Here is a 12,830-nt window from a genome sequence, read left to right as displayed (position 1 = left end):
TACCGGGGTGAACCGGCGGCGGTGCCCCGGAGGGCTCAGAAGTCCTCGTCCAGGTCGACGGAACCCTCCACCGCCACCTGGTACGCCGACGGGCGCCGCTCGAAGAAGTTGGTCAGCTCCTGGACCCCCTGCAACTCCATGAAGGAGAAGGGGTTCTCGGAGCCGTACACCGGGTCGAAGCCGAGGCGGGCGAGCCGCTGGTCGGCGACGCACTCCAGGTACTGCCGCATGGAGTCGGTGTTCATCCCCGGGAGGCCGTCACCGCACAGGTCGCGCGCGAACTGCAGCTCGGCCTGGACGGCCTCCCGCAGCATGTCGGTGACCTGGCGGCGGAGGTCGTCGTCGAAGAGGTCGGGTTCCTCCTGGCGGACGGTGTCGACCACGTCGAAGGCGAAGGACATGTGCATGGTCTCGTCGCGGAACACCCAGTTGGTGCCGGTCGCCAGGCCGTGCAGCAGGCCCCGGCCGCGGAACCAGTAGACGTAGGCGAAGGCCCCGTAGAAGAACAGGCCCTCGATGCAGGCGGCGAAGCAGATGAGGTTGAGGAGGAAACGGCGCCGGTCGGACTTGGTCTCCAAGCGGTCGATCGACTCCACCGAGTCGATCCACTTGAAGCAGAACTCGGCCTTCTCGCGGATCGAGGGGATGTTCTCGACGGCCGCGAAGGCGGCGGCGCGGTCGTCCGGGTCGGGGAGGTAGGTGTCCAGCAGGGTCAGGTAGAACTGGACGTGGACGGCCTCCTCGAAGAGCTGGCGGGAGAGGTAGAGCCGGGCCTCGGGGGAGTTGATGTGCTTGTAGAGGGTCAGCACGAGGTTGTTCGCCACGATCGAGTCGCCGGTGGCGAAGAAGGCGACCAGGCGGCCGATCAGGTGCTGCTCGGCGGGGGTGAGCCTGGCGAGGTCGGCCACGTCCGAGTGGAGGTCGACCTCCTCCACGGTCCAGGTGTTCTTGATGGCGTCCCGGTAGCGCTCGTAGAAGTCGGGGTAGCGCATGGGGCGCAGGGTCAGCTCGAAGCCGGGGTCGAGCAGGTTCTTGGTCGGGTTCGCCGGGTGGGTCGTCACTGGCAGGCCTCGCAGGACTCGGGGTTCTCCAGGGAGCAGGCGACGGCCGCCTGTGCTGGTGCTGGTGCTGGTGCTTGTGCGGCGCGGGCGATGCGGGTCGCCGGGCGGGAGCGCAGGTAGTACGTGGTCTTCAGGCCCCGCTGCCAGGCGTACGCGTACATCGAGGAGAGCTTGCCGATGGTCGGCGTCTGGAGGAACAGGTTCAGGGACTGGCCCTGGTCGAGGTACGGGGTACGGGCGGCGGCCAGGTCGATCAGGGCGCGCTGCGGGAGTTCCCAGGCGGTGCGGTAGAGGCGGCGGACGTCCTCGGGGAGCCGGTCGAGGTCCTGGACCGAGCCGTTGGCCTCGCGCAGGGCCTCGCGGGTGCCGGCGTCCCAGACGCCGAGCCGCTTGAGGTCGGCCACCAGGTAGGAGTTGACCTGGAGGAACTCGCCGGACAGCGTCTCGCGCTTGAACAGGTTGGACACCTGCGGCTCGACGCACTCGTAGACGCCCGCGATGGAGGCGATGGTGGCGGTCGGGGCGATGGCGAGGAGCAGGGCGTTGCGCAGACCGGTGCGGGCGACGCGCTCGCGCAGGGCGGTCCAGCGGTCGGGCCAGACCGGCTCCACGTCGTAGTGGTCGGGGTGCAGGACCCCGCGTGCGGTACGGGTCTTCTCCCAGGCGGGCAGCGGGCCGCCGCGCTCGGCGAGGTCCGCGGAGGTCTCGTAGGCGGCCAGCATGATCCGTTCGGCGATGCGGGTGGACAGGGCCCTGGCCTCGGCGGAGTCGAAGGGCAGCCGGAGCTTGAAGAAGACGTCCTGGAGACCCATCACGCCGAGGCCGACGGGGCGCCAGCGGCTGTTGGAGCGGGCCGCCTGCCCGGTCGGGTAGTAGTTGATGTCGACGACCCGGTCGAGGAAGGTGACGGCGGTGCGGACGGCCGCGTCCAGGCGGTCCCAGTCGATGGCCTCGCCGGTCACGAAGGCGGCCAGGTTGAGGGAGCCCAGGTTGCACACCGCCGTCTCCCCGTCGTCCGTGACCTCCAGGATCTCCGTGCAGAGGTTGGAGGAGTGGATGACGTGGCCCGGCTCGGCGGTCTGGTTGGCGGTGCGGTTGGCGGTGTCCTTGAAGGTCATCCAGCCGTTGCCGGTCTGCGCGAGGGTGCGCATCATGCGGCCGTACAGCTCGCGGGCGGGGAGCGTCCTGCGGGCCAGGCCGTTGGCCTCGGCCGCCCGGTAGGCCGCGTCGAACTCCGCGCCGTGGAGGTCGGTCAGTCCGGGGACGTCGGCGGGGGAGAAGAGGGACCAGTCCGCGTCCGCCTCGACGCGGCGCATGAACTCGTCCGGGATCCAGTGCGCCAGGTTCAGGTTGTGGGTGCGGCGGGCGTCCTCGCCGGTGTTGTCCCGCAGTTCGAGGAACTCCTCGATGTCCGCGTGCCAGGTCTCCAGGTAGACCGCCGCCGCTCCCTTGCGCCGGCCGCCCTGGTTGACGGCGGCGACCGAGGCGTCGAGCGTCTTGAGGAACGGGACGATGCCGTTGGAGTGCCCGTTGGTGCCGCGGATCAGTGAACCCCGGGCGCGGACGCGGGAGTAGGCGATGCCGATGCCGCCGGCGTGCTTGGAGAGGCGGGCGACCTGGAGGTAGCGCTCGTAGATCGAGTCCAGCTCGTCCCTGGGGGAGTCCAGGAGGTAGCAGGACGACATCTGGGGGTGCCGGGTGCCGGAGTTGAAGAGGGTGGGGGAGGAGGGGAGGTAGTCGAGGCGGCTCATCAGGCCGTAGAGCGCGGCCACCTCGTCGGCGGACCCGGGTGTGTCGTCCTCGGCGAGGCCGGCGGCGACGCGGAGCAGGAAGTGCTGCGGCGTCTCGATCACCTTGCGGGTGTGCGGGTGCCGCAGCAGGTAGCGGCTGTGCAGGGTGCGCAGACCGAAGTAGCCGAAGCGGTCGTCGGCGGCGGGGTCGAGCAGCGCGTCCAGGCGGTCCGCGTGCCGGCGTACGAACTCGGCCGTGCGGTCGGCGATCAGGCCCTCGCGGTGGCCGGTGGCGACGGACTCGGTGAAGGTGGTCACGCCCTGGGAGGCGGCCTCGGCGCGCAGGGTGAGCGTCAGCAGCCGGGCGGCCAGCCGCGAGTACGCCGGGTCCTCGGAGATCAGGCCGGCCGCGGCCTCCGTGGCCAGCTCCCGCAGCTCGGGCTCGTCGGCCCGCGCGGACCGGCCGCGCAGCGCGGCGGCGGCGACCCGGCCGGGGTCGGCGTCGGGGAGGTCGGCGGTCAGTTCTGTCAGGGTCCGCAGCAGCGCGGCACCGGGCCTGTCCTCGGGCACCGGGGGCGTTGCCGGAGCCGGGCCGACCGGTGATACCGGGTCGGCTGGCGCGATGGTCATGGGGAGCACTCCCTCGCTCGGCACGGGGCCTTGCGGAGGGCAGGGGGCAGCTCACGAGCGCGCTCGGCGTCGCGTCCACCGGCCCATTCCACGAGGCCCGGACGTCAGGCGCCCGGACCGGACGGCCGGGCGCACTGTCGGCAGGTACTCGGACTGGACTGGCGTGCGGACACGCGAGTACACCGTTGCGGGACAGTTCCGGATTCGCACCGGATTCCCCTGCGGCGACAGCGAGCACGAGCATACATGTTGTGCCGGGTGAGGAAAGCGACCCCAGATGTAGTGTCCGCCGGGTCGGCGGGGCGGCTCGCACAGTGAGGACGGACCGGGGGAGGGAACGAAGGCGACGCCGCCGAGGTGTGCCTCCTCGGCGGCGTCGCCGCGGGGTGTGTGCGGTCGCTCGGGCCCACGCGGCGAAGCGGCACACCGCCGCACGCCCCGCACGGGGTGCGTCAGTGGGCGGAACCCGCGGTCGCCGGCGGCAGCTCCACCTCCACGCCCGGGTCGCCCGCGTCCGCCGTGTAGTCCTCCGGGCGGGTCTGGTCGACGCCGTCGGGGGCCTTGGCCGCGCGTAGGACGAAGGTCAGGACCACCGTCACCAGCACGTTGAGCACGAACGCCGTCAGACCGATGTACCCGATCTCCCCGATGCCCGGGATCTCCTCCGACGAGCCGCCGAAGTGCGCCTGCGTCGGCGAGGAGACGCCGTACGCCGCGAGCGTGCCGTAGACCATGCCGACCGCCCAGCCGGCCAGCAGCGCCCAGCGGTGGAACCAGCGGGTGAACAGGCCGCCGACCAGCGCCGGGAAGGTCTGCAGGATCCAGATGCCGCCAAGGAGCTGGAAGTTGATCGCGACCGTCTTGTCCATGCCGAGCACGAAGACCAGCGCGCCCACCTTCACCAGCAGCGACACCAGCTTGGAGACCTTGGTCTCCTGTTCCGGCGTGGCGTCGGGCTTGATGAAGTCCTTGTAGATGTTGCGGGTGAAGAGGTTGGCCGCCGCGATCGACATGATGGCCGCCGGGACCAGCGCGCCGATGCCGATCGCCGCGAAGGCCACCCCCGCGAACCAGTCCGGGAACATGTCCTCGAAGAGCTGCGGGATGGCGAGCTGGCCGTTGCTCACCTTGATGCCGGCCGCGATCGCCATGAAGCCCAGCAGGGCCAGCAGCCCCAGCATCAGGGAGTACAGCGGCAGGATCGTGGTGTTGCGCCGGATCACCTCGCGGCTGCGCGAGGACAGCGTCGCGGTGATCGAGTGCGGGTACATGAACAGCGCCAGCGCCGAGCCGAGGGCCAGCGTGGCGTACGTCCACTGGCCGGTGTCGGGCGGGGTCACGCCGCCCGCGCCCGCCGCCTCGAACTTGTCGCCGGCCGCGGCGAAGATGTCGTCGAAGCCGCCCAGCTTGATCGGGATGTAGATGATGGCGACCGCGATCACGAGGTAGATCAGCGTGTCCTTCACGAACGCGATCAGCGCGGGCGCCCGCAGCCCGGACGAGTACGTGTACGCCGCCAGCACGCCGAAGGCGATCAGCAGCGGCAGGTCCTTGATGAACCAGTTGGTGTCCTCACCGCCGCCGACACCCATCACGTCCAGCACGGCCTGGATGCCGACCAGCTGGAGCGCGATGTACGGCATGGTGGCGAGGATGCCGGTGACGGCGACCGCCAGCGACAGTCCCTTCGAGCCGAACCGGCCGCGCACGAAGTCCGAGGTCGTCACGTACCCGTGCTTGTGCGAGACCGACCACAGGCGCGGCAGGAAGGTGAAGATCAGCGGGTAGACCAGGATCGTGTACGGCACCGCGAAGAAGCCGGAGGCGCCCGCCGCGTAGATCGCCGCCGGGACGGCGACGAAGGTGTACGCCGTGTAGAGGTCGCCGCCCAGCAGGAACCAGGTGATCCAGGTGCCGAACGAGCGTCCGCCCAGGCCCCATTCGTCGAGGCTGGCCTCGTTCTCGGCCCGGCGCCAGCGGGCGGCCAGGAAGCCCATCGCGGTGACCAGGACGAAGAAGAAGACGAAGACGGCGAGTGCCACGCCGTTGACGCCGTCGTTCACCTGCCCGCACCCCCCTCAGGAGCGCGCCGGGCCCGCTGGTCACGCTGCCACAGCTTGTACGCGATCATCGTCAGCGCCGTCGAGATCAGCACCCAGGCCATCTGGTACCAGTAGAAGAACGGGATGCCGATGAACGCCGGGTCGGTCTTCGCGTACGACCCGACCCAGAGCATGGCCACGAACGGTGCGACGAGGCAGATCCCGATGATCACGCGCACCGGCGTCACCACCGGCCCCGAGCTCGTTCCTGAGGCTTGCGACATGCGGCGGCTCCGTCCCCTAGTGGTCACCCCTGTAATGCGGAGGCAATCTAGGTGACGGTTACACGACAGCGGAAGACCCCGTCCGCATATCGGTCCCGAAGACCGGCATGTCCCCGTGAAAGCAGCTCAGGGGGAGGGAACGTCAGTCCCGCGGCCGCTTCAGCCGGGCCACGAACTTGTACCGGTCCCCCCGGTACACCGACCGCACCCACTCCACCGGCTGACCGTCCCGGTCCCGCGAGTGCCGGGAGAGCATCAGCATCGGCAGGCCCACGTCGGTGCCGAGCAGGCCGGCCTCGCGCGGGGTGGCCAGCGAGGTCTCGATGGTCTCCTCGGCCTCGGCGAGATGGACGTCGTAGACCTCGGCGAGGGCGGTGTAGAGGGACGTGTACTTGACCAGGGAGCGGCGCAGGGCCGGGAAGCGCTTGGCGCTCAGGTGGGTGGTCTCGATGGCCATCGGCTCCCCGTTGGCCATGCGCAGCCGCTCGATGCGCAGCACCCGGCCGCCCGCCGCGATGTCCAGGAGCGCGGCGATCCGGTCGTCGGCGGTGATGTAGCCGACGTCCAGCAACTGGGACGTGGGTTCCAGCCCCTGGGCACGCATGTCCTCGGTGTACGAGGTGAGTTGCAGCGCCTGCGAGACCTTCGGCTTGGCGACGAACGTGCCCTTGCCCTGGATGCGCTCCAGGCGGCCCTCGACGACGAGTTCCTGGAGGGCCTGGCGCACGGTGGTGCGGGAGGTGTCGAACTCGGCGGCCAGCGTGCGCTCCGGCGGGACCGGTGTGCCGGGCGCCTGGGTCCGCGTCATGTCGAGCAGATGCTTCTTCAGGCGGTAGTACTTGGGCACACGCGCGGTACGGACGGTCGCCCCACCCTCGTTCTCCGCACTGCTGACGTCGGTGCTCATCGCTGCCTTCCCGGCTCCGGATGCCGAAGCGGCCGACGTCCCCGGCCGGCCGCGGCTCACATCGTGGCACGGCTCACCGCGGGCTGGTCCCGCACGCTCCGTGACCCCCTCTGTATACCTCTGGGGCCACCGTTGGTCTAGTCCACCGCGCCGTCAAGCCCGCGTGGTACGCACCGGCCGGGCCCCTTCGCACGGCCGCCGCCGGGTGTCTGGTACGGGCATCCGACGGGGGTCCGATCCGCCCCTCGGGGAATGAAAGGTCCCTGCATATCTCGGTCGCATCACGGAGGCCGGGCGGCCGGTTGCACACCCTTGACAGTCTTATTGGTCTGGGCCAGTCTCCCCGTACTGGTCTACACCATTGGTCCAGTCCCGGCCCCAAGGGCGGTCACGCGTCGGCGAGTTACCGCGGGGAGGCAGGGGGGTTGTGGCATCCCTGAGGAGGGTGGCGTGAAGCGCAAGCTGATATCCGCGATCGGTGTCGCGGGCATGATGGTCTCCATCGCGGCGTGCGGGGGCGGCGACGGCGGCGACAGTGAGGCCGGGACGAAGGGCCAGACCCTCACGGTGTGGGTGATGGACGGATCGTCCCCCGACCAGTGGCAGAAGGAACTGGGCGCCGCCTTCGAGAAGCAGACCGGTTCGAAGGTCAAGTTCGAGATCCAGCAGTGGAACGGCATCCAGCAGAAGCTCACCACCGCCCTCTCCGAGGAGAACCCGCCGGACGTCTTCGAGATCGGCAACACCCAGACCCCCGCCTACGCCAAGACCGGCGGCCTCGCCGACCTCGGTGACCTCAAGAAGGAGATCGGCGGCGAGTGGACCGAGTCCCTCAACGCCTCCTCCGTCTACGAGGGCAAGCAGTACGCGACGCCCTGGTACTTCGCCAACCGCGTCGTCGTCTACAACAAGAAGGTCTGGGCCGACGCGGGCATCAAGGACACCCCCAAGACCCGGGACGAGTTCTACGACGACCTGAAGACGATCGGCGCCAAGACCGACGCCGAGCCGATCTACCTGCCCGGTCAGAACTGGTACCACTTCGTCGGCCTGGTGATCGGCGAGGGTGCCGAACTGGTCAAGAAGGACGGCGACACGTACGTCTCCAACCTGGCCGACCCCAAGGTCACCGCGGCGATGGAGACCTACCAGAAGTTCCAGGCGCTCTCCGAGGCCCCCAAGGACAAGGACGAGGCCACCCCGCAGCAGGCCGAGGTGTTCGCCAAGGGCGACGTCGGCGCCTTCATCGGCATGGGCTGGGAGGCCGCCACCGCCATCGAGGCCAACCCGAAGATCGAGCAGGACATCGGCTACTTCACCATCCCCGGCGCCACGGCCGACAAGCCCGAGGGCGTCTTCCTCGGCGGCTCCAACCTGGCCGTCGCGGCCGGCTCCACCAAGCAGGACCTGGCCAAGGAGTTCCTGAAGCTCGCCCTGTCCGACAAGTTCGAGGGCCAGCTCGCCAAGGAGAACGGCGTCATCCCGAACAAGGAGTCGCTCCAGACCAACCTGAAGGGCAACGCCCCCGCCGAGGCCGCCGCCCCGGCCGCCGCCGTCGGCGGCACCACGCCGCTGATCCCGGAGTGGGCCGCGGTGGAGAACGCCCCCAACCCGATCAAGACGTACATGACCGCCGTACTGAACGGCAAGTCGCCCGCGGAGGCGGCCAAGCAGGTCGAGGGCGAGTTCAACAAGCGCCTGGCGCAGCAGCAGTAGGAGCTGGGGCGGGGGCCGGCCACCGGCCCCCGCCCCCGGCGTCGTACCGGCCGAGTAGAGAGATTCGCGAGCATGACCGTGCAGACCGAACGGCCGCCCTCCGGCCCGGCCGGCGTCCGCAGGACGGCCGGGGCGGCCGGCGGACCGGCCCCGAAAGGCACGCCCCGGGCCGCCGCCCTCACCCCGTACCTGTTGCTGCTGCCCGCCGTCGCGGCCACCGTGCTGCTGCTCGGCTGGCCGCTGGTGAAGGACCTGCTGCTGTCGTTCCAGAACCTCAACATGGCGCAGCTGATCCAGCACGTCACCGAGTGGAACGGCATCGAGAACTACAAGGAGGTCCTCACCGGCGAGGACTTCTGGCGGGTCACCCTGCGCTCGATCCTGTTCACGGCGGTCAACGTCGCCCTGATCATGGTCCTGGGCACCCTGGTCGGCCTCCTCCTCGCCCGCCTCGGCAAGCGGATGCGGGTCACCCTGCTGATCGGCCTGGTGCTGGCCTGGGCCATGCCGGTGGTCGCCGCGACCACCGTCTACCAGTGGCTGTTCGCCCAGCGCTTCGGCGTCGTCAACTGGGTCCTGGACAAGCTCGGCTGGCACTCGATGGCCGACTACTCCTGGACCAGCAGCCAGATGTCGACGTTCTTCGTCGTCACCCTGCTGATCGTCTGGATGTCCATCCCGTTCGTCGCGATCAACCTCTACGCGGCGACCACCACCATCCCCGGCGAGCTGTACGAGGCCGCCGCCCTGGACGGCGCCGGCGTCTGGCGGAGTTTCACCACCGTCACCATGCCGTTCCTGCGGCCGTTCCTCTACGCGACGACGTTCCTGGAGATCATCTGGGTCTTCAAGGCGTTCGTCCAGGTCTTCAGCTTCAACGGCGGCGGCCCCGACCGGCTCACCGAGATCCTGCCGGTCTACGCCTACGTCGAGGGCGTCGGCAACCAGCACTACGGCATGGGCGCGGCGATCGCCGTCCTGACCATCCTGATCATGCTCGGCCTGACCGCCTACTACCTCAGGATCGTGCTCAAGCAAGAGGAGGACGAGGCGTGAAGCGCTCGCTCTTCGGCCGGCTGTGGCCCAACGTCACGGCCGTCGTGTTGTTCATCGGCTTCGTCTTCCCCGTGTACTGGATGTTCGCCACGGCGTTCAAGCCGACCGGCGACATCATCTCGGAGAACCCGGTCTGGTTCCCGACCGACGTCACCTTCCAGCACTTCAAGACGGCGGTCGACGCCGACAACTTCTGGACGATGGTCGCCAACTCGCTGATCGTCACCGTCCTCGCGGTCGTCTTCTCGCTGGTCGTCGCGCTGCTCGGCTCCTTCGCCCTGGCGCGGATGCGGTTCAGGGGGCGGCGCGGCTTCATCATCGCCTTCATGTGCGCGCAGATGGCACCCTGGGAAGTCATGATCATCGCGATCTACATGATCGTCCGGGACGCCTCGATGCTGAACAGCCTGGTCCCGCTGACGCTCTTCTACACGATGATGATCCTGCCCTTCACCATCCTGACGCTGCGCGGCTTCGTCGCCGCCGTGCCCAAGGAGCTGGAGGAGTCCGCGATGGTCGACGGCTGCACCCGCGTCCAGGCGTTCCGCCGGGTCATCCTGCCGCTGCTCGCGCCGGGCCTGATGTCCACCTCGATGTTCGGCTTCATCACCGCCTGGAACGAGTTCCCGCTGGTCCTGGTGGTCAACAAGGAGGCCGAGGCGCAGACCCTGCCGCTGTGGCTGTCCAGCTTCCAGACCGTCTTCGGCAACGACTGGGGCGCGACCATGGCCGCCTCCTCCCTCTTCGCCGTCCCGATCCTGATCCTGTTCGTCTTCCTCCAGCGCAGGGCCGTCAGCGGCCTGACCGCCGGTGCCGTGAAGGGCTGAGGCCACCGATGACGACACTCACCAGCGGTACCGACACCCTCACCCGCGACGCCCTCGCCGTGCTCCAGCCCGGCTTCACCGGCACCACCGCCCCCGACTGGCTGCTGCGCCGCCTCGGCGAGGGGCTGGCCTCCGTCGCCCTGTTCGGCCGCAACATCGCCACCGCCGAGCAGGTCGCCGCGCTCACCGCCCAGGTGCGCGCCGAGCGGGACGACGTACTGATCGCCATCGACGAGGAGGGCGGCGACGTCACGCGCCTGGAGGTGCGCACCGGCTCCTCCTTCCCGGGCAACAACGCCCTCGGCGCGGTCGACGACCCCGACCTGACCCGGGCGGTCGCCGCCGAACTGGGCCGCCGCCTCGCGGCCTGCGGCGTCGACTTCGACTGGGCCCCCTCGGCCGACGTCAACGCCAACCCCGACAACCCGGTGATCGGCGTACGCTCCTTCGGCGCCGACCCCGCCCTGGTCGCCCGGCACACCGCCGCCTACGTCACCGGCCTCCAGTCGGCGGGGGTGGCGGCGTGCACGAAGCACTTCCCCGGGCACGGCGACACCGCCGTCGACTCCCACCACGCGGTGCCCCGCGTCGACGTGGACGCCACGGTGCTGGCCGCACGCGACCTGGTCCCGTTCCGCGCCGCGATCGCCGCCGGCACCCGCGCGATCATGAGCGCCCACATCCTCGCCCCGGCCCTGGACCCGGACCTCCCCGGCACCCTCTCCCGCCGCGTCCTGACCGGACTCCTGCGCGAGGAACTGGGCTACGACGGCCTGATCGTCACCGACGGCATCGAGATGCGGGCCATCGCGGGCACCTACGGCATCGAACGCGGCACCGCCCTCGCCATCGCGGCCGGCGCCGACGCGATCTGCGTGGGCGGCGGGCTGTCCGACGAGGACACCGTACGGCGGCTGCGGGACGCCCTGGTCGCCGCCGTGCGCGCCGGTGAACTGCCCGAGGAACGCCTGGCGGACGCGGCCGAGCGGGTCCGCGCCCTGGCCCGCTGGACGACGGCCGCCCGAGCCGCCGGGCCGTCGACCGCGCCCGACGAGGAGGTCGGCCTGCGCGCCGCCCGCCGCGCCCTGCGCGTCACCGGCGCCGCCTCCTTCACCCCCCTCACCGCACCGCCCTACGTCGCGCAGCTCACCCCCGCCCCGAACATCGCGGTCGGCGACGAGACCCCGTGGGGCGTCGCCGCCGAGCTGTGCCGGCTGCTCCCGGGGACGGAGACGGGCGGCTTCACCGGCCCGGACGCCGGCGCCGAGGTGCTGCGGGCGGCCGGGGAGCGCCGGATCGTCGCCGTGGTCCGCGACGAGCACCGCCACCCCTGGATGGCGGCGGCCCTGGACGCCCTGCTGGCCGCCCGCCCCGACACCGTCGTGGTCGAGATGGGCGTCCCCCAGTCCCCGCCCCGCGGCGCCCTCCACCTGGCCACCCACGGCGCGGCCCGGGTCTGCGGCCGGGCGGCGGCGGAGGTCGTCGCGGGCGTGCGGGCATGAGAAAGGCGCCGGTCCCCTCTCGCGGGGGACCGGCGCCTTTCCCGTACGTGTCTCAGATGCCCTGCCACTCCGGCTTGTTGGCGTACGTGTGCCGGAAGTAGCCGGCCAGCTTCAGCTTCGACGCGGCGGCCTCGTCGACGACGACCGTGGCGTGCGGGTGGAGCTGGAGCGCCGAGGCCGGACACACCGCCGCGACCGGCCCCTCGACCGTCGCGGCGACCGCGTCCGCCTTGCCCTCGCCGGTGGCCAGCAGCACCAGGTGCCGGGCCTCCAGGATGGTGCCGATGCCCTGGGTGATCACGTGGTGCGGCACCTGCGCGATGTCACCGTCGAAGAAGCGCGCGTTGTCCACCCGGGTCTGCTCGGTCAGCGTCTTGATCCGGGTCCGGGAGGCCAGCGAGGAGCACGGCTCGTTGAATCCGATGTGCCCGTCGGTGCCGATCCCCAGCAGTTGCAGGTCGACCCCGCCGGCCCCGGCCAGCGCCCGGTCGTACGCCTCGCAGGCCGCCTGCACGTCCGCCGCCGTGCCGTCGGGCCCCAGGAACGCCTCCATCCCGATGCCCAGCGGCTGGAGCACCTCACGCCGCAGCACCGACCGGTACGACTCCGGGTGCTCCGCCGGCAGCCCCACGTACTCGTCGAGCTGGGCTATCCGCGCCCGCGAGGTGTCCACGGAACCCGCGCGCACCTTCGCCGCCAGCGCCTCGTACACCGGCAGCGGCGTCGAGCCGGTGGCCACCCCGAGCAGGGCGTCGGGCTTGCGCTTGAGCAGCTGTGCCATGGCCTCGGCGATCAGCTCGCCGCCCGCCCTGGCGTCCGGAACGATGACAACTTCCACGCTGGCCTGCCGTTTCGAAGAGGGGACTCGAGAACACCCGGGAAGGGCTGTGTGGTGGTCCGGTGTGGTGCCCTGTGGTTTAGACCAATCCTCGGAACAATTTAACAGAGCGCCCCCTTACCGGCCCCACGCACGACCCGTCCGGGCTAGGCTGCTGCCGACTGCTCGGACGTCCGAGCAGTCGTGGGGAAGCGACAACGCGAACCCGTTCCTGTGCATGGACACCGATAGTGGTCC

Annotated in this window: 10 protein-coding genes and 1 riboswitch; of the genes, 4 read left to right on the top strand and 6 right to left on the bottom strand. The window is 70.5% G+C overall.

The genetic code is table 11. The features are described 5' to 3' along the window. Positions 1-35: 35 nt before the first annotated feature. From ACIQR3_RS00600 to ACIQR3_RS00580, 5 genes are all read right to left on the bottom strand, one after another. Positions 36-992 carry a ribonucleotide-diphosphate reductase subunit beta gene (locus ACIQR3_RS00600; protein ID WP_403533911.1) on the bottom strand — a complete coding sequence of 319 codons (957 nt, stop codon included), beginning with the start codon at positions 990-992 and terminating at the stop codon, positions 36-38. A 65-nt stretch (positions 993-1,057) separates the two neighbouring features. Beyond that, positions 1,058-3,421, bottom strand: coding sequence for a ribonucleoside-diphosphate reductase subunit alpha (locus tag ACIQR3_RS00595; RefSeq protein WP_403532417.1), 2,364 nt, complete (start codon positions 3,419-3,421; stop codon positions 1,058-1,060). 121 nt (positions 3,422-3,542) lie between these two features. Then, positions 3,543-3,682: riboswitch (cobalamin riboswitch) on the bottom strand. Between the two features lie 191 nt (positions 3,683-3,873). Then, positions 3,874-5,484, bottom strand: coding sequence for a monocarboxylate uptake permease MctP (gene mctP, locus ACIQR3_RS00590; protein ID WP_403532415.1), 1,611 nt, complete (start codon positions 5,482-5,484; stop codon positions 3,874-3,876). Beyond that, entirely contained in the window at positions 5,481-5,747 is a 267-nt protein-coding gene (locus ACIQR3_RS00585) for a DUF3311 domain-containing protein (RefSeq protein ID WP_403532413.1), read from the bottom strand. The genes mctP and ACIQR3_RS00585 overlap by 4 nt, the downstream gene beginning before the upstream one ends. 142 nt (positions 5,748-5,889) lie before the next feature. After that, positions 5,890-6,654 (bottom strand): GntR family transcriptional regulator, encoded by a 765-nt coding sequence (locus ACIQR3_RS00580; RefSeq protein WP_215168227.1) that lies wholly within the window; start codon positions 6,652-6,654, stop codon positions 5,890-5,892. Positions 6,655-7,104: 450 nt separating this feature from the next. Between ACIQR3_RS00580 and ACIQR3_RS00575 the strand changes: the two genes are divergently transcribed. From ACIQR3_RS00575 to ACIQR3_RS00560, 4 genes are all read left to right on the top strand, one after another. Further along, positions 7,105-8,370, top strand: a complete 1,266-nt coding sequence (locus ACIQR3_RS00575) for an extracellular solute-binding protein (RefSeq protein ID WP_403532411.1) — start codon at positions 7,105-7,107, stop codon at positions 8,368-8,370. Between the two features lie 72 nt (positions 8,371-8,442). Next, complete coding sequence (locus ACIQR3_RS00570) at positions 8,443-9,426, top strand: carbohydrate ABC transporter permease (RefSeq protein ID WP_403532409.1); 984 nt, start codon at positions 8,443-8,445, stop codon at positions 9,424-9,426. Beyond that, positions 9,423-10,253 carry a carbohydrate ABC transporter permease gene (locus ACIQR3_RS00565; protein WP_403532407.1) on the top strand — a complete coding sequence of 277 codons (831 nt, stop codon included), beginning with the start codon at positions 9,423-9,425 and terminating at the stop codon, positions 10,251-10,253. Before ACIQR3_RS00570 ends, ACIQR3_RS00565 begins: the two co-directional genes overlap by 4 nt. An 8-nt stretch (positions 10,254-10,261) precedes the next feature. Beyond that, entirely contained in the window at positions 10,262-11,755 is a 1,494-nt protein-coding gene (locus ACIQR3_RS00560; protein ID WP_403532405.1) for a glycoside hydrolase family 3 protein, read from the top strand. A 52-nt stretch (positions 11,756-11,807) separates the two neighbouring features. Here the strand turns inward: ACIQR3_RS00560 and nagB are convergent, their stop codons facing one another. Continuing rightward, a complete protein-coding gene (nagB, locus tag ACIQR3_RS00555) occupies positions 11,808-12,593 on the bottom strand; it encodes a glucosamine-6-phosphate deaminase (RefSeq protein WP_403532403.1) in 786 nt (261 codons plus the stop codon). Between the last annotated feature and the right edge of the window lie 237 nt (positions 12,594-12,830).

This window comes from Streptomyces sp. NPDC090994, assembly GCF_044768905.1.
Lineage (GTDB): Bacteria > Actinomycetota > Actinomycetes > Streptomycetales > Streptomycetaceae > Streptomyces.
The sequence above is the reverse complement of the archived record's forward strand: the minus strand, read 5'-3'. Positions and strand labels throughout refer to the sequence as shown.

Excerpts from the sequence above, each read along its gene's own strand:
- ACIQR3_RS00600 (WP_403533911.1), bottom strand. The coding sequence starts at position 992 with ATGCGCTACCCCGACTTCTACGAGCGCTACCGGGACGCCATCAAGAAC.
- ACIQR3_RS00595 (WP_403532417.1), bottom strand. The coding sequence starts at position 3,421 with ATGACCATCGCGCCAGCCGACCCGGTATCACCGGTCGGCCCGGCTCCG.
- ACIQR3_RS00585 (WP_403532413.1), bottom strand. The coding sequence starts at position 5,747 with ATGTCGCAAGCCTCAGGAACGAGCTCGGGGCCGGTGGTGACGCCGGTG.
- ACIQR3_RS00580 (WP_215168227.1), bottom strand. The coding sequence starts at position 6,654 with ATGAGCACCGACGTCAGCAGTGCGGAGAACGAGGGTGGGGCGACCGTC.
- ACIQR3_RS00570 (WP_403532409.1), top strand. The coding sequence starts at position 8,443 with ATGACCGTGCAGACCGAACGGCCGCCCTCCGGCCCGGCCGGCGTCCGC.
- ACIQR3_RS00560 (WP_403532405.1), top strand. The coding sequence starts at position 10,262 with ATGACGACACTCACCAGCGGTACCGACACCCTCACCCGCGACGCCCTC.